General features: G+C 66.7%; 18 protein-coding genes. 6 read left to right on the forward strand and 12 right to left on the reverse strand.

The genetic code is table 11. The features are described 5' to 3' along the window. Window positions 1-3 precede the first annotated feature (3 nt). Both rpsJ and MHEC_RS19820 read right to left on the reverse strand, forming a co-directional pair. Window positions 4-309 (reverse strand): 30S ribosomal protein S10, encoded by a 306-nt coding sequence (gene rpsJ / locus MHEC_RS19815; protein ID WP_003873519.1) that lies wholly within the window; start codon window positions 307-309, stop codon window positions 4-6. 383 nt (window positions 310-692) lie between these two features. Next, window positions 693-2,270 carry a carboxylesterase/lipase family protein gene (locus MHEC_RS19820; RefSeq protein ID WP_071700286.1) on the reverse strand — a complete coding sequence of 526 codons (1,578 nt, stop codon included), beginning with the start codon at window positions 2,268-2,270 and terminating at the stop codon, window positions 693-695. Window positions 2,271-2,438: 168 nt separating this feature from the next. On the opposite strand from MHEC_RS19820, the gene MHEC_RS19825 reads away from it, so the two are divergent. Then, window positions 2,439-3,689 carry a cytochrome P450 gene (locus tag MHEC_RS19825; protein WP_048890268.1) on the forward strand — a complete coding sequence of 417 codons (1,251 nt, stop codon included), beginning with the start codon at window positions 2,439-2,441 and terminating at the stop codon, window positions 3,687-3,689. On the opposite strand, the gene MHEC_RS19830 is transcribed toward MHEC_RS19825, so the two are convergent. Then, a complete protein-coding gene (locus MHEC_RS19830; RefSeq protein WP_235434747.1) occupies window positions 3,628-4,209 on the reverse strand; it encodes a TetR/AcrR family transcriptional regulator in 582 nt (193 codons plus the stop codon). The two genes, MHEC_RS19825 and MHEC_RS19830, sit on opposite strands and share 62 nt — an antisense overlap. Before the next feature lie 190 nt (window positions 4,210-4,399). On the opposite strand from MHEC_RS19830, the gene MHEC_RS19835 reads away from it, so the two are divergent. Continuing rightward, on the forward strand, window positions 4,400-6,067 hold the full coding sequence (locus MHEC_RS19835; RefSeq protein WP_048890269.1) for an MFS transporter: 1,668 nt from the start codon (window positions 4,400-4,402) through the stop codon (window positions 6,065-6,067). On the opposite strand, the gene mftG is transcribed toward MHEC_RS19835, so the two are convergent. The 7 genes from mftG to mftA all read right to left on the reverse strand — a co-directional run bounded on the left by mftG (window position 5,984) and on the right by mftA (window position 12,484). Further along, window positions 5,984-7,429, reverse strand: coding sequence for a mycofactocin dehydrogenase MftG (mftG, locus tag MHEC_RS19840; RefSeq protein WP_048890270.1), 1,446 nt, complete (start codon window positions 7,427-7,429; stop codon window positions 5,984-5,986). The genes MHEC_RS19835 and mftG overlap by 84 nt on opposite strands. A gap of 8 nt (window positions 7,430-7,437) precedes the next feature. Then, the gene (gene mftF / locus MHEC_RS19845; protein ID WP_048890271.1) at window positions 7,438-8,850 is read right to left on the reverse strand and encodes a mycofactocin biosynthesis glycosyltransferase MftF; all 1,413 of its coding nucleotides are present in this window, start codon (window positions 8,848-8,850) and stop codon (window positions 7,438-7,440) included. After that, window positions 8,847-9,599, reverse strand: coding sequence for a mycofactocin biosynthesis peptidyl-dipeptidase MftE (gene mftE / locus MHEC_RS19850; protein WP_048890272.1), 753 nt, complete (start codon window positions 9,597-9,599; stop codon window positions 8,847-8,849). The genes mftF and mftE overlap by 4 nt, the downstream gene beginning before the upstream one ends. Window positions 9,600-9,729: 130 nt before the next feature. After that, window positions 9,730-10,923, reverse strand: a complete 1,194-nt coding sequence (gene mftD, locus MHEC_RS19855; RefSeq protein WP_048890273.1) for a pre-mycofactocin synthase MftD — start codon at window positions 10,921-10,923, stop codon at window positions 9,730-9,732. Between the two features lie 3 nt (window positions 10,924-10,926). Beyond that, window positions 10,927-12,096 carry a mycofactocin radical SAM maturase gene (mftC, locus tag MHEC_RS19860; RefSeq protein ID WP_048890274.1) on the reverse strand — a complete coding sequence of 390 codons (1,170 nt, stop codon included), beginning with the start codon at window positions 12,094-12,096 and terminating at the stop codon, window positions 10,927-10,929. Further along, window positions 12,093-12,410, reverse strand: coding sequence for a mycofactocin biosynthesis chaperone MftB (mftB, locus tag MHEC_RS19865; RefSeq protein WP_048890275.1), 318 nt, complete (start codon window positions 12,408-12,410; stop codon window positions 12,093-12,095). The genes mftC and mftB overlap by 4 nt, the downstream gene beginning before the upstream one ends. Next, on the reverse strand, window positions 12,395-12,484 hold the full coding sequence (mftA, locus tag MHEC_RS19870; protein WP_039891439.1) for a mycofactocin precursor MftA: 90 nt from the start codon (window positions 12,482-12,484) through the stop codon (window positions 12,395-12,397). The genes mftB and mftA overlap by 16 nt, the downstream gene beginning before the upstream one ends. A 98-nt stretch (window positions 12,485-12,582) precedes the next feature. Between mftA and mftR the strand changes: the two genes are divergently transcribed. From mftR to MHEC_RS19890, 4 genes are all read left to right on the forward strand, one after another. Next, window positions 12,583-13,179, forward strand: coding sequence for a mycofactocin system transcriptional regulator (gene mftR / locus MHEC_RS19875; protein ID WP_048890276.1), 597 nt, complete (start codon window positions 12,583-12,585; stop codon window positions 13,177-13,179). Beyond that, complete coding sequence (locus MHEC_RS19880; RefSeq protein ID WP_048890277.1) at window positions 13,176-14,225, forward strand: DUF2332 domain-containing protein; 1,050 nt, start codon at window positions 13,176-13,178, stop codon at window positions 14,223-14,225. The genes mftR and MHEC_RS19880 overlap by 4 nt, the downstream gene beginning before the upstream one ends. A gap of 64 nt (window positions 14,226-14,289) precedes the next feature. Continuing rightward, window positions 14,290-14,811 carry an RNA polymerase sigma factor gene (locus MHEC_RS19885; RefSeq protein WP_048890278.1) on the forward strand — a complete coding sequence of 174 codons (522 nt, stop codon included), beginning with the start codon at window positions 14,290-14,292 and terminating at the stop codon, window positions 14,809-14,811. Beyond that, entirely contained in the window at window positions 14,808-16,094 is a 1,287-nt protein-coding gene (locus tag MHEC_RS19890) for a VOC family protein (protein WP_048890279.1), read from the forward strand. Before MHEC_RS19885 ends, MHEC_RS19890 begins: the two co-directional genes overlap by 4 nt. Here the strand turns inward: MHEC_RS19890 and MHEC_RS19895 are convergent. After that, complete coding sequence (locus tag MHEC_RS19895; RefSeq protein WP_048890280.1) at window positions 16,091-17,281, reverse strand: NAD(P)/FAD-dependent oxidoreductase; 1,191 nt, start codon at window positions 17,279-17,281, stop codon at window positions 16,091-16,093. The genes MHEC_RS19890 and MHEC_RS19895 overlap by 4 nt on opposite strands. 51 nt (window positions 17,282-17,332) lie before the next feature. Then, window positions 17,333-18,160, reverse strand: coding sequence for a mycofactocin-coupled SDR family oxidoreductase (locus MHEC_RS19900; RefSeq protein ID WP_048890281.1), 828 nt, complete (start codon window positions 18,158-18,160; stop codon window positions 17,333-17,335). Between the last annotated feature and the right edge of the window lie 6 nt (window positions 18,161-18,166).

Here is an 18,166-nt window from a genome sequence, read left to right on the forward strand (position 1 = left end):
CTCCTACTGGATATTGACGTCGACGCTGGCGGGGAGGTCGATGCGCATCAACGCATCCACCGTCTTCGGCGTCGGATCGAGGATGTCGATCAGCCGTTTGTGGGTGCGCATTTCGAAGTGCTCCCGCGAGTCCTTGTATTTGTGCGGCGAGCGAATGACGCAGTAGACATTCTTCTCGGTCGGCAGCGGCACCGGACCCACCACGCTGGCACCTGTCCGCACCACCGTCTCGACGATCTTGCGCGCAGAGGCATCGATGGCCTCGTGGTCGTAGGCCTTGAGCCTGATGCGGATCTTCTGTCCCGCCACGCTTGTGCTACCTCGCTGTTCCCATGTCCGGACCCGGTGTGCCCGCCGCGCCGATCGACCTGGGTCGATCCAGCGTCGCGCCGGATGCCTGCGCCGCTGTTTACCTGTCCTGGTCCACCGGTCCCCGCGATCGGGTGTGTCGCCGACACGCAGCCTCGGCGCGCTGATTTCACGTTCGAAATTCGTCGCGCTCCGAGGATGGGACCGGACGCGCCCGTTTGGGCGCCGGTCGGATGCCCGGCCAGGCGCGAACCCGGCGCAAGGCAACCTGAACAGTATGCCCCAAATCATGGTAGCGGCCAAATCCGGTGACAGGCTCGAGACGACGCGGGCCGGCCGTTGCGGGTCGCCATGCGCGTCGACCACGGACCGCCGTCGGCGCTTTAGCGCTTTCCTTTCAAGCTCGACCAGAACCGGCATTGGTGGGATTCGGCAAAGTTGGTCGTCACCCTGCTGCCCTCGGGCCGCAGGGACATCCGGGGGCTGTGGACCGGATCGCCACCCAACGCGGGCCAGGCCGGTTGGCCGGCCGCTTTCGGTGCGCCGGTGGTGACGAACCGACTCCAGTAGCTCACCATCTGGCTGGACAGCGCGCGCTGCGCCGGGCTGAGCGGAGGAGCCCCACCGACGGCGAACAGGTAGCGCAACTCCAGGGAGTGGCTGGCGCCCAGCGGGAATGGCGCGCGGCGCAACGGCTCGGGCGCAGGAGCGCCGCGGTCGTCGAACTCGTAGGCATACACGGGTGCTCCCCGGCGCAGCGCTTCACCGATGCGGTCGGCGACACAGGCGAATACGCCGTCGGTAACTGCGGCGGCGTAGCCGAGCGACACGTCGCCGCCGTAGCGGTCCGGCGGATAATGGGCCCCCACCGCCCGACCGTCGGGACCGAAGATATCGGCCAGCACGCGCGGATACTCCGCGGCCGTCATGGTCCGGCCCAGCCGCAGGTAACGCAGTGCGGTGAACATGGTGAATTCGTCCTGGTTGGTGCCGATCAGCACCGGAACCTTCGCCGCGTGGCCGGCGGCGAACGCTGCGACAGGGTCGACCGGCAGCGTCGCCGTCCCGGTCACCGGGCCGGACAGCGAGTCCGAATCGCCGATGCGCGAATACCACGGCGGCCGGGCCAGCTTCGCGGCCGGCAACGCCCGCAAGCACTGTGCGGCGGTTGCGGGGTCGGCGCATCCCATCGAGGCCGCGTAGTCGAGGCTGGTGCGCTGTGCACTTACCAGGTCGGCCTGCGCCTGGCACGGACCGCTCTGCACGATGGCCGCCCGAAACAGCCCTGCCGAACCGGGTGCCACCAGATGGTCGCACACCGACATGGCACCCGCCGATTCGCCGGCGATGGTCACTCGGGTCGGATCCCCGCCGAAGCTGGCGATGTTGTCTCGAACCCAGCGCAGCGCGGCCTGCTGGTCGGCCAGGCCGTAGTTGCCGACACGATTGCCGGCGCCCAGCGAGGGATGGGCCAGAAAGCCGAGCGCGCCCAGGCGGTAGTTGATGGTGACCACGACGATATGGCCCTGCGCGACCAACCATCGCGAGTTGTACAGGTCACCGCTGCCGTTGACGAAGCCGCCACCGTGAATCCACACCATCACCGGGTGCTTTTCGGCCGTCGCGCCGAGCGGTGGAGTCCACACGTTCAGCGTCAGGCAGTCCTCGCTCGTCGGCTTGCGGCCACGGCTTTCCTGCATACACTGCGGGCCCGGCTTACTGGCATCCCGCATTCCGCGCCATGGCGCCGGAGGTCTCGGCGGCTGCCAGCGCAACGGCCCAACGGGAGGTGCCGCATATGGAATGCCTTGGAACAGCCGGTAATCCGCGGCCACCTGACCGCGCACCAGGCCCGTCGCGGTGCGCACCACCCCGGCGTCTGCGGAGCCGGCGCGATCCGGAGGCGATTTTTGCCGCAGCAGGACGCCGCCGTGACCGCACGCGGTAACCAACAGCGCCATCGCCAAGAACGCGGCGGCGCCCGCGCGTGGCCGTAGCGGCAGTGCGATCACCACGACCCGAGCCTAAGACAAGGCCGAGCTGGCGGATCGACGCAAATCGCTTCCCGCTTGGCCGCCGATCACCGACACTGGTGCTGGCCACGATGGCCCGGCCACCCGAGGAGTCAGATGAGCGTCCCAATCATTGACGAAGCGGCGAAAGTATTTGCCGACCCGACCGCCTACACCGACGAACCACGCCTGCACGCGGCGCTGAGCCATCTGCGCGCCCACGCACCGGTGTCGCTGGTGGACTGTCCGCCCTACCGACCGTTCTGGGCGATCACCAAACACGCCGACATCATGGAAATCGAGCGGGACAACAACTTGTGGATCAACGAACCGCGACCGCTGCTACAGACGGCACAAAACGACGACATCGCCCGGGCCCAGCTGGAAGCGGGGATGGGACTGCGCACGCTGATCCATATGGACGACCCGCAGCACCGCGTGGTCCGGGCGATCGGCGCAGACTGGTTTCGGCCCAAGGCGATGCGCGCGCTGAAGGTCCGCGTCGACGAGCTGGCCAAGATCTACGTCGACAAGATGATGGCCGCCGGCGGCGAATGCGACTTCGTGCAAGAGGTTGCCGTGAACTACCCGCTGTACGTCATCATGTCGCTGCTGGGCCTGCCGGAATCGGATTTCCCGCGGATGCTCAAGCTCACCCAGGAGCTGTTCGGCGGCGATGACGCCGAGTTCAAGCGCGGCAACACCCCCGAAGAACAGCTCCAGGTATTGCTCGACTTCTTCGGCTATTTCAACGCTCTTACCGCGACTCGGCGCGAGCACCCAACCGAGGATCTGGCGTCGGCGATTGCCAACGCCCGCGTGGATGGCGAACCGCTGTCGGACGTCGAGACCGCGTCGTACTACGTGATCATCGCCACCGCGGGTCACGACACCACCAGCGCGACCATTGCCGGCGGCCTGCAGGCGCTGATCGAAAACCCCGACCAACGACAGCGACTCACCGACAACCTGGACCTGATGCCGCTGGCCACCGAGGAGATGATCCGCTGGGTCACGCCGGTCAAGGAATTCATGCGCACCGCGACCGAGGACACCGTCGTCCGCGAAGTGCCGATCGCCAAAGGTGAGTCGGTGTATTTGTCCTACGTGTCCGGCAACCGCGACGAGGAGGTGTTCGACGACCCGTTCCGCTTCGACGTTGGTCGTGATCCCAACAAGCACTTGGCTTTTGGATACGGCGTGCACTTCTGTCTGGGCGCCGCGCTGGCCCGCATGGAGGTAAATAGCTTCTTTACCGAACTGCTGCCGCGGCTGAAATCGATTGAACTGAATGGCGAGCCGGAACTCATTGCGACGGTGTTTGTCGGCGGGTTGAAGCACCTGCCGATCCGCTACGAGTTGCGGTGATGCTCTTGCTTTGCTTGCGCTGCACGTGCAGGAATCCGTCCACCGCGGCGCGGGCACACTCGCGGTAGTCGAAATCAGGCAAGGTGGATAACCGGCCCAGCACCAGCGGGCCGATCAGCAGCGCGATCGCCCGCGAGCGGTCGATCTCGCCCAGCTCGGCGGCCTCCGGGCTGTCGAAAATGGCGTCGAACGGCGCCGCGTACTGCTGGGCGATCCGCTCGCGCAGCGTGCTGAGCGCGGGGCTGTCGGTGTGGCGGGGTTCCGGCAGCTGTTGGAGGTCTCCGCCCAGCGCCATCCATGACATCGCGGTCAGCATGCCGGGTGCCTCTGCGATCAATTCGGCCTCGGCCAGCACCAACGCGATGAGCCGCTCGCGTAGCGAGCCTTGTGCCGGCGGCATCGGCGCCGGCGGTAGCAGACTGTTGAACGCCGCTGCGAGCAAATCATTTGCGCTCGGAAAGTGGCGGTACAAAGTCGCCCGGGCTACGTTGGCGCCGCGGGTGACCGCATCGATGGTCACCGCGCTGGGGCCTCCGGAGCGCAGCAGCGCGGTCGCGGCTTCCAGCAGCCGCGCGCGCGAACGCGCTGGTCGAGGATCGGTACTGCCACCGGTGATGTGTGCCACCTCCCGTCCAGAAGAAGACTACCCGTCTATCTACGAGACTGTTAGTCTCGAAAGTGCTTGCCCGCCGAAAGGAGACGCAACCGTTATGGTCGATCTTCTCATTCGGCCCGACCAACATGCGGGTGCGGTGCCACTTGGTGGGTCCGGCCGCGCACGAATCTGGACGATGGTTGTGGCCTGCCTGGGCGTCTCCTTGGTGATCGCGTCGATGGTCGCGCTGAACACGGCACTCGGTGATATCGCGGTGGCGACTTCGGCTGCCCAGTCGCAGCTGACCTGGATCGTCGACGGCTACACCGTGACGTTGGCGTGTCTTCTGTTGCCCGCCGGAGCCATCGGCGACCGCTACGGGCGGCGCGGAGCCTTGTTGGCGGGCCTGGCGATTTTCGCGATTGCGTCAGTGGTGCCCACGGTATTCGCCAGCCCGCTGCCGATCATCGTGGCCCGCGCGGTAGCCGGCGCTGGGGCCGCGTTCATCATGCCCGCCACGCTGTCGCTGTTGACCGCCGCGCACCGCAATGACGAACGGATGAAGGCGGTGGGCATCTGGGCAGGCGTCGCCGGCTGCGGCGCGGTCATCGGCATGCTCGGATCCGGAGGACTGCTGTATTTCTGGCCGTGGCAGTCGATCTTCTGGGCTTTCGCGGCTGGCGCGGCGCTGATCTTCGTGCTCGCATGCACGGTGTCCTCCTCGCGCGACGCCCAAGCCACTCCGCTGGACTGGCCGGGTGCGGCATTGATCGGGTTTGCCGTCGCGGTTTTCGTCTTCGGTGTGATTCAAGCGCCCGCGCGTGGCTGGACTGACCCGCTGATCTGCGGTTCGCTTGGTGCCGGTGTCGTGCTGGCGGCAGCCTTCGGATTCGTCGAGGTGCGACGTCGGCACCCGCTGCTGGACGTTCGGTTGTTCGGCAAACCGGATTTCGCCACCGGCGCCGCGACCATCACGGTCTTTTTCATGGCGATGTTCGGTTTCTTCTACGCGATGATGCAATACGTCCAGTTGGTGATGGGTTACAGCCCGATCAAGACCGCCTTGGCATTCAGCCCATTGATGCTTCCGATGCTGACGTTTTCTGTGCTTTCCCAATGGTATGTGCCTCGGCTTGGGCTGCGACTGGTGGTGGTCACCGGCTTGCTACTCATATCGGCCGGCTTTCTGTGGACGCGTGTGCTCGAAGTCGACTCGCCGTATTGGGACATGGTTTGGCCGCTGCTGGTGATAAGCAGCGGGATCGGCTTCTGCACTGCGCCGACCACCTCGGCCATCATGGCGGCCGTACCTGACGAGAAGCAGGGCGTGGCGTCGGCGGTCAACGACACCACCCGAGAAGTGGGTGCGGCGCTGGGGATCGCGTTGGCGGGATCGATCCTGGCGGCCAGGTACGGCCATCTGGTCGCGTCGCACCTTGCCGCGTTTCCGCAACCACTCCGCGGACCTGCCTCCCATTCGCTGGCTCAGGCCCTTGAAGTCGCCAGAAATCTTGGCGCCCAAGGTCTGCAGCTCGCCGAGCTCAGCCGCAGTGCCTTTCTCGAGGCGATGGAATCGTCGTTTCTGGTTCTGGCGGTGATTATCGCGGTAGCTGCGGTACTCATCGGCCTGTGGGCACCGGGACGTAACGGACAACAATTGCGCTGGGTGCGTCGCCTCACCGCCCGGCCGGTGGGCACGTCATTCGATGAACTCGGCGGCCCGGTGGGCCAGCATCACGATGGTGGCGTGCGGACCCCGGCTGGTGATGACCGGCAGGATTGAGCCGTCCACCACCCACAAGCCTTCGATGCCACGCACCCGGCAGCGATGGTCGACCACGGCGACGGGGTCGTGTTCGGTCCCCATGGGCGCAGTGCCGCACAAATGTTGCGACGTTGACCACGACGGTGTCCCGACCTCGGCGACGGCGCCCGCCAATTCACGCGCCAGCTCGCTGCCACGGCGCAAGGTCGCGACGTCGTCGGGCTCGCTGTCGTAGCGCAGCTCGATACGCGGCGGCACCAGCGGATCGCGGGAGACCAGCGTGACGCGGCCCCGCGCGCGGGGTTGCATGAGGGCAACCCCGATGTGCGGCCAATCCGGGTGGCCCGGGCTGCCGTCACCCACCATTGCGACGAAACCGCCGGTGTATGGCCGGATCTCGATGTCGTCGGCGGTGCTCAATATCACTTCGAGCACCGGACGACGCGGAACCACCGCCCAGTTGGTCGGCAGCACCCATTCCGGGTGGTCACTGCAACGCATCCCCACGGGCAACGGCATCACCACATCCACACCGGCCGCCCGCAACATCGCTTCGTCGCCGACACCCGACAGCATCAAGAGGTGAGCTGATTCAATTGCCCCGGCACACAAAACGATTCGGTCAGCTAGCGCGGTGACAGGCCCGTCCGGCCCGATCGCGTCGACACCGAAGACACGGGTTCCGGAAAATCGCAGCCGCAGCGCCCGCGTCCGGGCCAGCAGAGTCAGGTTAGGCCGACACAGCGCGGGCAGCAGATAGCCCGCACCTGACCCGGTGCGCACGCCATTGACAATGTTCAGCGGGACAGCACCCACGCCTGCCGGCATGCCATACCCCCCGCCGACGTCGTTGAGATCGGCGATCCACGCAAAACCGGCTCCCTGCGCTGCGTCAACGAACGCTTTTGTGGCACCGACCATTTCGCGCGTACGTTGCACCGGGATTGGGCCGTCGCGGCCGTGTGCCGGGCCGTCGAAATCCAGGTCCGTTTCGATCGCGCGAAAGTGGTCCAGGACGTCGGTCCATGCCCATCCCGGTGCCTCGATCCTGTCGAAGTCGCGTGGCAAGCCGCGGCAGAAGTAGCCACCGTTGACCGCGCCCGAACCACCGACGGTTGCCCCGCGCACGATCGGCATCCGGCGAGCTGGCTGCTCGGTGAGTTGCGCATCGTAGCGCTGGACCAAGGGGCTTGCGGCACCGATCGGCAGCTGCAACCCGTTCGCGGTCTGAGCCAGTAATTCTGGATCAGCGAGCCCCAGGCCGGCCTCCAACACCGTCACCACACAGCGTGGATCGGAGGAAAGCCGTTCCGCCACTACGGATCCAGCGCTTCCCGCACCGATGATCAGCACATCGCTACGCGGCCCCGCTGTGGTCAACGGGACTGTCAGGTCCGGATTTGCGGCTTGAGCGGTCCGAGGTTGCGCTCTCGCACTACCCCGCCCCACACGCCGAGGCCGTAGACCAGGTCATCAAGGCGTTTAAGCATCAGGTAGGGCAGCAGTCCGATGGGCCTGGTTTCGTCGTCGGTGTCAGCCCTGTGATTGACCCAATCCACGACGCCGTCGACGATCGCGGCGATGATCACCGCGCGTCGGCAATGCCGGGACACGATGGCAGCGGCCAATGCGACAGGCCAGTAATGTCGACAAATCGCCGACGCCAATTGCAGTGCGGCTGACCACAAGCCGCGTGCCAGGACGGCCACGACGTCCCGCAGCTGAGTTTCGGGGCCCTGCATCTTGCGGGCGATTCGCCGGCCGGTCAAACCGGCGACGGCCAGCGACGCCAGGTAGCCGATTGCCGATCCGATCGACATCAGGATCCACATTGCCAGCGCCGAGCCCGAGATCACGAGCGGTGCTGTCTTGTCGGGGTGACGTGCCGACAGTGGGGCCGCCGAGCTGCCGTAAAACGCTTTGCGCGCAAGCCAATCGCGCAGTTCGGTGCGGTGGTCATGCGCCACCAACGCAATGGGTTCGTAGCGCAGCCTGGCGCCGGCTTCCACCAGCCGCCAACACAGGTCGACATCCTCGCCCGCCCGCAGCGTCTCGTCGAATCCGCCGACGTCACGCAATGCCTTGGTGCGGCAGATGATCGCTGCACTTGGAACATACGACACCGGCCCGTAGGGTACGACCGGGGCCTCACGCTGACCCAAGTCCAGCGAGGAGCGCACCGCCTCGTAACGCGCAAGCAGATGGTCACTTTGCGGCAAACCGACGATGCGCGGGGCAACCAGCGCGACCGCGGGGTCGCAAAAATGGCCGAGTAGAGCTTCCAACCAACCGCGGCGTGGCACCACGTCAGAATCCAAGAACGCCACAAAATCGGTGGAGCAAGCGGCAAGGCCGGTGTTGCGAGCAGCCGCCGGCCCCCTGCTGCGAACGTGGCGCAGCACCTCGATGTCGCAGTGCGTCCCCGCAAAGTCGTCCCGCTCGACCGGGACAACCGAGCCGTCGTCAACGACGACGATGCGCAGCCCACGCAACGATGTCAACAACCGCTGCAAACCAGAAGAGTTGTCCCGCACTGGGATTACCACAGTGACGTCACGGTGGGACGGGCCGCCCGCCGGCCGGGGATGAGCAACAGTCGCATCCAATAGAGTGCGAGCCAGTTCCGCGCTGACCGCGTCATGGACCTTCAGGCGTCCACCGTCGAGCATCTCGCGGGCCGCCGGCGCCAACCGCAGCAGCCGGGTCGGAGACCCACCGAGCAGAGCCGACCCCTCGCCGAGCACCCGCACGCGGCGGTCGACTTGCACAGCGAAACCGTCCGGCAGCCGGCTAGGGGTCATCGCAGCATCCCGTCGATGCCTGGAACCCACCGTGCCACGCGCTGCACGCAGCTATCGACCATTTCAGCAAAGATCCGCTCGCCTTCCTCGGCGGTCGCCGTGGTGGGGTCGCCGAGCACCCCGACTTCAGACACCGCGGCCATCCCGCCCCGGCGCATCGACGGCAGCAGCTCGCTCAACGGTGTGCCATTGCCCGCGCACCACTGATCTGTCAGCACGTCGAACGGCGAAAGATGTAGCAGCACCGAGGTTTCGGTGTGGCCCGCGTGAGCGTCGCCGTCTTGTGCGGCGCACGCACACCATCCGACGTCGCGCCCTTCGGCGCGCAGCAACGTGACTGCCTGTCGCAGCGCGGTGACATTGCCGCCGTGGCCGTTGACAAAGGCGAGCCGACCGGCCCAGCAACTTGCCGACCTGCCGTACTCCACCAGCAACGTTGTCAGCGCGTGCGTGCCGATAGAGATCGTTCCGGCGAAGCTCTGGTGCTCGCCGCTGTCGCCGTAGGCGATGGCCGGCGCCACCAGCCAGCGCCCCACATCCTCCGAGCGGTGTGCGCCGAGGCGCGCCGCCACCGCGCCTGCGACCGCGGTGGCGATGCGCGTGTCGGTGTCCAGCGGGAGGTGCGGCCCATGCTGCTCAGTGGACCCCACCGGGATAAGTACTGCTGGCGACATGTTTTGTAGCTGGCTCGACGTCGAGCCCCCAAGTTCGGCCAAGACAGCCACTTGCCGATGGTAGGACGAATTCACCTGTGGTGCAGCGGTTGTTGGTTCTCTGGACGATTTTTTTTTGGCGCTGCTTCCTGAGAGCGCCCGACCCGGTCACCTCAGCCACGGCTGCCACGTCAGTATCAGGGTTCTCGGCACCACTGCGAAACGCCTACCCCGTCCGGGCGGCGGGCACGCCGAGCGGACGGGTAAAGCCAGGGGGTATCACGACGTCGTCGGGGCCAAGGTCGTGCACCGAGGCATGGCCAAGGCCCATCAACGCGCAGTCGATCCCCGACCGCAGGATGTCGAGAACGTTTTCCACGCCACGCTGGCCGGCCGCGGCCAGCCCCCACAGGTAGGCCCGGCCGATCATCACTGCCCGCGCACCCAATGCCAGCGCCTTGACCACATCGCCGCCACGCCGGATGCCGCCGTCCAGCAAAACCTCGACCTGGTCGCCGACCGCATCGGCTACGGCGGGCAGCGCACGGATGGTGGCCGGCGTACCGTCCAGGTTGTTGCCGCCGTGGTTGGACACTGAGATCGCCGAAACTCCCGCATCCACAGCTCTTTTCGCGTCGTCGACCCGCACAATGCCTTTGAGCATGAACGGACCGCCCCACATTTCGCGCAGCCACGCAATGTCGGCCCAACTGGGCGGGGGTGTCGCCATCCATTCACCGTAAGCGGCGAAGAAGGGCGGGCCGGGCTCGCCCGGCTTGCCCTGGTTGGGAACCCGCAAGTTCGGCGGGCGCAGGGTCCGGGCATACTGCCACAGCCAGCCCGGGCGGGTGATCGCTTCCGGGGACAACCGCAGCATGGTGCGCAGGTTCATCGCTTCCGGAATCTTGGGGCTACCCCAATCGCGTCCGTGGGAAAACGTCCAATCGGTGGTGACGATCAGGCCCACCGCCCCGGCTTGGCGGGCCCGTTCAACCCGCTCGGCGATCGAATCACGACTACCGAGCCAGTAGATCTGGAAGAACACCTTGTCATTAACGGCGACGACTTCCTCGATCGGTTTGCTGGCGAACGACGACAAGCCCATCGCCGTGCCGCGCGCCGCCGCGGCACGCGCCACCGCGACTTCGCCGTCCGGATGGACCGCTTGGACACCCGTGGGCGAGATGATCACGGGCAGCGAAATTTGTTGCCCCATAACCGTTGTGGAAAGATCCCGCTTGTCGATAGCACCTACCACATGCGGTGCGAAGCCGAGTTCGCTGAACGCCTCGACGTTGTCGGACACGGTCACACCCTTTTCGCTGGCGGCAACCAGCGAGGAATAGACCGACTTGGGAAGCCGACGCTTGGCTCGCCGCTGGGCGATCGCGACCGTCTCAAACCAAAGATCGCGGGCCATGGTCTACAGCGGGCTCTCGCTGCAAAGGCGTTTGGGTGGACGGGTGGACAAGGTCAGCGGCACCGTGGTTCGCCGCCCGTGAGAGTGGTCGCCGGCCGGTCTCGGTTTGACGCGTCCATTGGCCAGCGCCGAAACCCCGTGGCCTTGCACGCACTCCGGATCGGGGCCGTCGATCGGCAAGCCGGTGAAGAACTTCGCCGCCATGCACCCGCCGCGGCAGCTGTCGTAGTGGCCGCAACTAGCGCACGCGCCCGCCGACTGCGGCTCGCGCAGCTGGTGAAACAGCGGAGCATTCTTCCAGATATTGTCAAAGCCACCGTCGCGCAGCACATTTCCGGCGAGGAAGCGCTCATGAATGGCGAACGGGCACGCGTACACGTCGCCCACCGGGTCGATCAGGCACACCACCCGGCCGGCTCCGCACATGTTCAAGCCGGCCAGCGCACCGGGTGTGCCCAGTCCGGAGAGATGAAAGAACGAATCACCCGTCAACACCTGTTCGCCCTTGGCGACCAGCCAGTTGTAAAGCAGGATTTGTTGCTCGGGCGTCGGATGTAGCTCGTCCCAGACATCTGCCCCGCGGCCCGAGGGCCGCAGGCGGGTAATTCGCAGTGTCGCACCGTAACGGGTTGCAAGCGTGGCGAATTCGTCCAATTGGTCGATGTTATGACGGGTCGCCACCACAGAAATTTTGGCGTCGGAAAAGCCGGCGGCCGCCAGGTTTTCCAGTGCGCGCACCGCCATGGCGTACGATCCTGGTCCGCGGATGGCGTCGTTGACTTCAGCGGTGGCGCCGTCGAGTGAAATCTGGACGTCGACATAATCGCTGGCGGCGAGCCGCGCGGCCACTTCCGGAGTGATCCGAACCCCGTTGGTGGAGAATTTCACGCCTACGTGGTGTGCGGTGGCGTAGTCAAGTAGATCCCAAAAATCCCGTCGCACAGTCGGTTCGCCACCACCGATATTGACATAGAACACCTGCATGCGTTCCAGCTCATCGATGATGTCCTTGCATTGCCGTGTGGAAAGCTCTCGCGGGTCGCGTTTGCCCGAGGACGACAGACAGTGCACGCACGCCAGGTTGCAGGCGTAGGTCAGTTCCCAGGTCAGGCAGATCGGCGCGGCTAGCCCGCGCTCGAACTGCTCGACGAGGCCAGGGACAGCCGCTGTCATGGGCCCTCCCGTGGCACGACCATGTTCGACGCGGCGAGCACGCCGAGGGCCTTCAGGTACGGCGCGAGTTGGGTGTCGTCGAGTCCTGCTGCGCGACAGGCTGATCGGGCATCTGGATGGTGATCCAGCGATTGCACCACCGCGAGGATCGTCCGGTTTTTGAGAAACGACAGCTTTCGGGTGCCGAAGTGGTACAGCAGCGCGCCGAATGGCTCCGGTCGCACCGCCACCTGCGGATGCAGTCGCCAGCCCAGCTCGGGGTCGAATCGCGCCTCAGCCGGCGCGGGAACGGCCACGGTCAGTAGACCCCGCACATGCCGTCGATGGACACCTCTTCCACCAGGGTTTCGGTGACGAGCTCGGTGTCGGTGTCGGTTTCGTGTTCCATGAAGCCGCCTTTCTTGCAGACTCGACAAGTCGGGGTCGAACTGGCCACAATCATAGACAGAATATGGCATCGAGTGCCGTAATGGAAGGGCGGGGTATATGCTGCCTGAGTCCCGGGTGGGCCGGCGCCGCTCGACGACACCGCATCACATCACCGACGTCGCGCTGCAGCTGTTCGCCGCCCGGGGATTCGAGAACGTCAGCGTCGACGACGTCGCGCACGCCGCCGGGATCGCCCGCCGCACGCTCTTTCGTTATTACCCGTCCAAGAATGCCATCCCGTGGGGGGACTTCGACGCACACCTGCGGCACCTGCGCGAGCTGCTCGACCAGGTTGGCCCGGATGTGCCGCTGGGCGAGGCCCTGCGTGCGGCGCTGTTGGCGTTCAACACGTTCGACGAGTCGGAGACCCGCCGGCACCGGCAGCGCATGCGGGTGATCTTGCAGACCGCCGAATTACAGGCCTACTCGATGACGATGTATGCCGGGTGGCGGGAGGTGATCGCCGCGTTTGTGGCCCGGCGAACGGGCAGCCGGACCACCGATTTGTTGCCGCAGACCGTCGCCTGGATGCTGCTCGGCGTGGCGTTGAGCGCCTACGAGCACTGGCTCGACGACGAATCGGTCTCGCTGCCCCAGGCGCTCGGCGACGCGTTCGACGCCGTCCGCGACGGATTGGACCGGCTGAAGCGGTGAGCGGCACCGAGCGCCTGCTGCGCTCCCTGCGGTCGCAGGCTCGGGCCTGCGCGGCGTTCGGTTCGCCGATGTATGCCGAACTGCTCGACCGTGTGGCCGCCGACGTCCAAGCCGGCGGCGTCTTCGCGGCGGTGTTGTCCGGTCACGAAAACGACCCGGGTCGGTTCGCGGTGCCGCTGCGACTGCTCGGCGGACTGCACCGGCTGGTACTGGATGGCCGTGCACCGGCGTTGCGCCGCTGGTACCCGAGCACCGGTGGCAGCTGGGACGGCCCGGCGGCCTGGCCTGTCATTGCACAAGTCGCGGCCGACCATACCGACGCGCTGCGCGCTGCCCTCGACCAACCGCCGCAGACCAACGAGGTGGGCAGATCGGCTGCACTCATCGGCGCCCTGTTGATCCTTACACGTCAATTCCGGCTTCCGGTAAGGCTTTTCGAAATCGGATCCAGCGCCGGGCTGAACCTGCGCGCCGATCACTACCGCTACCGCTATCCCGGCGGCCAGTGGGGCCCCACCGACTCGCCGGTGAGCATCGACGACGCCTGGCGCGGCAGGCTGCCCCCCACCAACGATGTGCGAATCGTTGAGCGGCACGGCTATGACATCGCGCCGATCGACGCCACCAACTCCGAGGGCGAACTCACGTTGTTGAGTTACGTCTGGCCCGACATGACCGTCCGCATGGACCGGCTGCGTGGGGCGATCAGCGTCGCCCGGCACGTGCCGGCGCGGCTGCAGCGCAGCACCGCAGCCGAGGCGGTCGCCGGGCTGACTGTCGCCGACGGCGCGCTAACCGTGTTGTGGCATTCGATTACCTGGCAATACCTTTCCGCTGACGAACAGGCCGCGGCCCGTGCCGGTATCGACGCCGTCGCGGCCCACGCGAGAACCCCCGCTCCGTTTGCCCACCTCATGCTCGAGCCGCAACGCCGCACCCCCGGCGCCGCGCACGCCTTCTTGCTGCGAGTTCGCAGCTGGCCGGGCGGCGACGACCGGATCCTGGCCGAATGCGCGCCGCACGGCCCGCCAGTGATCTGGGAATGAGGTGGGCGGCAAATCTTCGCCGCAAAGGCGTCGGAGTTCACCGCGCCGCCGCGACGATAAGGATGTGAGCGCCCAACCGGACCGCAGCGATGCTGCGCGTGCGCTGTTGGCGCTTTACGACCGGGCGCTGCCGGTCGTCTACGGGTATTTCGTCCGGCGATGCGGCGATCGCGGAACCGCCGAGGACCTGACGTCGGAAACGTTTTTGGCGGCCATGGACGCCGCCCGTAACGACAACCCGCCGCCGATCGGGATGCCCTGGCTGCTGGGGGTGGCCCGCCATAAGCTCGCCGACCACTACCGCCGCCGGCGCGACCGGTTCGCCGTCCCGCTCGCCGAACTTCGCGAACCAGTCGACGCGGCCGACGACGACTGGGACGCCGAACTCGATCGCCTGGTCGCCGAAAGCGTCTTGGCCCGGCTGTCCGAGTCGCACCGCATGGTGCTGGTGCTGCGCTACATGGACGACTGCTCGGTGCCCGAATGCGCCGAGCTGATCGGGCGCACCGTCCATGCCACCGAAGCCCTTCTGGTCCGTGCTCGCCGGGCCTTCAGACAGCACTACCCGGAAGGAGGCACGCCATGAGTCGGCCAAATGACCCACTGTACGTGCTGCGCGCCGATGACCTTCCGGTGCAGCCGGATCCGGTGTTCGCCGCGCGGCTGCGCGCTCGCCTCGAATCGGCGCTGTCCTTGCCCGGCGCAACAAAAGGAGTCGTCATGAGTGGTACAGCTGCAGCGATTTCCGAACTGGCTGAGCCGTCTGCGCAAGCGGTTCCCGCTGTGCCGCGCGCCGCGGCGATCCCCTATCTGTGCGTGCCCGACGCCCGCGCCGCGATCGCCTGGTATACCGACGCCTTCGAGGGCACGGTGGTCGGTGAGCCGATTGTGATGGACGACGGCCGAATTGGGCACGCCGAACTCGCCATTGCGGGCGGGGTGCTCTATCTGGCCGACGAGTATCCCGAGCTTGGGTTGACAGCTCCTGAGCGGGGCGCGGTTTCGGTCAGTCTCATGGTGCATGTTGCCGACACCGATGCGGCGCTGCAGCGAGCGCGGCAACGCGGAGCCACCGTCGAGCGTGAGGTCTACGAGAACTACGGTGCGCGCAACGCGACCATCGTCGATCCGTTCGGTCACCGGTGGATACTCAGCGGCCCGGTGAGCGGTACGGTCGCCACCATCCAGCACGGCGACATCGGATATGTGTCGGTGTGGAGTCCCGACGCCGACCGCGCGGCCGCGTTCTACGGCCACGTCCTGGGCTGGACCTACGACCCGGCGACACACCACGTCACCAACACCGACATGCCGACGGGCATTTTCGCCGTCGACGGGCCTCCCACGCTGTTCTGCTGCTATGCGGTGGCCGACGTGAACGCCGCTCGGGAAGCGATCGCCGCGGCGGGCGGTGTGCCGGGTGAGCCGCGCGAGTTCGAGTACGGGATGGTGCTGGACGCCACCGACCCGCACGGGGTCGCATTCGCGGTCTACCAGCCGGCTGACAGCCAGAAGCGACCGGAGCTGAACGGCTCTGGGCCTGGTGAATTGTCCTATGTCACATACGAAGTGCCGGATTCCGCGGTATTCCGCGACTTCTACGGCCGAGTGCTGGGATGGGTGTTCGAGCCCGGTCGCGTCGACGACGGCTGGCAAATCACCCCGGTGCATCCGATGGCCGGCGTGGCGGGCGGCGCCGCGCGTCCGACAACGGTGCCGATGTGGACGGTGGCCGACATCGACGCCGCGGTCGCGCGGGTGCGTGAGGCTGGCGGCACCGTGCCGCAGGAGCCGGCGCGGCAACCCTACGGGATCAGCGCCGAGTGCCTCGATGACCAGGGCGGTCGTTTCTACTTGGGTGAGTTTTAACCCAGCACTTCCGAGATCGGTGCGGCGGCAGCGATTTTGGCGCGCGTCTTCATGACCTTGCCGGCCATGCCGCCGCCGACGACCCCGGCCACGACGCCGTCGCGCTCGTAGTAGGCCAGGAACCTGCGGCCGTCGTCTTCGACCAGGTGCACGATGTCGGTGGCCTGCGGCTCGCCGAGACACTGGATTTTGATGTCGTACTGGTCGCTCCAAAAGTAGGGGACGACCACGTGCGACGGCGCCTGCTGGCCGAGCATCGCGGGCACGACGACCCTGGCCTGTTCGGCGACGTTGCTCCAATGCTCCACGCGCACTTGGTGTCCCATCGGATTGCGCCAGGAGGCGACGTCGCCCAGCGCCCACACGTTGGGCGCGCTGGTGTGTCCCGCCTCGTCGCAGATCACACCGTCGTCGACCTTGATTCCGCTGCCGTTCAGCCACTCCGTGGCCGGCCGCGACCCGACGCCGACCACCACCAGGTCGGCTGTCAGCTCGGCGCCGTCGGTGAGCACCACGGAATCGACGTGGCCGGCACCGCGCACCTCGGCCACCGCGACCTCGGTCCGCACCTCGACGCCCTCGGACCGGTGCAGTCGCGCCACCAATTCACCGATCTGCGCGCCGAGCGCCCCGGCCAGCGGGGCCGGCTGCGGCTCCACCAGCACCACGCCTACCCCCAGGCCGCGCAGGCTGGCGGCCACTTCGCAGCCGATGAAGCCGGCCCCGACCACCACGGCGTGTCGGGCTCGCAGGGCGTGCCGACGCAGCGCGATGCTCTCGTCGTAAGACCTCAGCACCCGGATGCCGACCAGGTCCGGAAACGACGGGATGCGCCGCGGCACCAGGCCGGTCGCGATGACAAGCTGGTCATAACCGAGCACGGTCCCGTCGTCGAGGGTCACCGTCTGTTCGGTGGTGTCCAGGCCGGTGGCGGCCGAACCCAGCCGCAGGGTGATGCGGTACTCGTCGTAGAACTCGCGCGGCTTGAGGGTCACGTCGTCGACTTCGCTGCGCAACACCTCCTTGGACAGCGGAGGCCGATCGTAGGGCAGATGAACCTCGTCGCTGACGATGGTGATGGGACCCGTGTAGTTGGCCCGGCGCAGTTGCTCGGCGGTGCGGACCGCAGCAAGGCCACCGCCCACGATCACTACCCCGTTTGCGCTTCCGGTCACGTGAAGCTTCATACACGATGGCGACGGCAGGCCGGTGGCCGGCCCGCAATACAGTCGGCGCGGTCAGTACTTCAACACGCCCTTGTCGACGGGTATCTGCGCGCCCGACAACGTCGCCGACCCGTCACCGGCCAGCCACACGACCACATCGGAGACCTCTTCGGGGGTCATAAATCCTTTGGGCTGCAATGGCATTGGCGGAAAGCTGTGCGCATAGCCGGGATGCTTGGCGAGCAGCTGGATCAGCGCGTCGGTCTCGATCATCGGGGTGTCGACCGAATAGGGGTGAATGGAGTTGACGCGGATGCCGAACTCGCCGAGCTCAAGCGCCAGCGTGTTGGTCAGCCCGACGAGTCCGTATTTGGCGGCCGAGTAATGACCGTTGCCCGGTGTGGCCTTTACCCCGGCGGCCGAGCTGACCACCACGATCGAGCCGCCGTTGCCCGCTGCGATCATCGCGGGCACCACCGCACGCAGGGTACGCCAAGTCCCCGTCAAGTTGACCCCGATGACCGTGTCCCACTGTTCGTCGGTCAGCTCCCAGAGCCGGCCCCAGCCCAACACCCCGGCATTGGCCACCAGGATGTCGAGCCGGCCGAACTGCTCGACCCCGTCGGCCACCAGTTGGCGCAGGGCCTCGTCGTCACGGATATCGACCTTGCGCGCCAACACCTTGCGCCCCTCGGCTTCGACGGCACGCACCGTCTCAGCGAGATCCTCGACGGTGGCCGCCGGGTAGGTGATGGTGTCCGATACCGGTGCGCAGATATCCAGCGCGATGATGTCGGCGCCTTCGCGGGCCAGCCGCACCGTGTGCGCGCGTCCCTGGCCGCGGGCGGCGCCGGTGATAAACGCCACTCGTCCGTGCAGCGTGCCGCTGCCGCCAGCCATCGCCCG

The sequence above is a fragment of the Mycobacterium heckeshornense genome (assembly GCF_016592155.1).
In the GTDB taxonomy this organism is placed as follows: domain Bacteria; phylum Actinomycetota; class Actinomycetes; order Mycobacteriales; family Mycobacteriaceae; genus Mycobacterium; species Mycobacterium heckeshornense.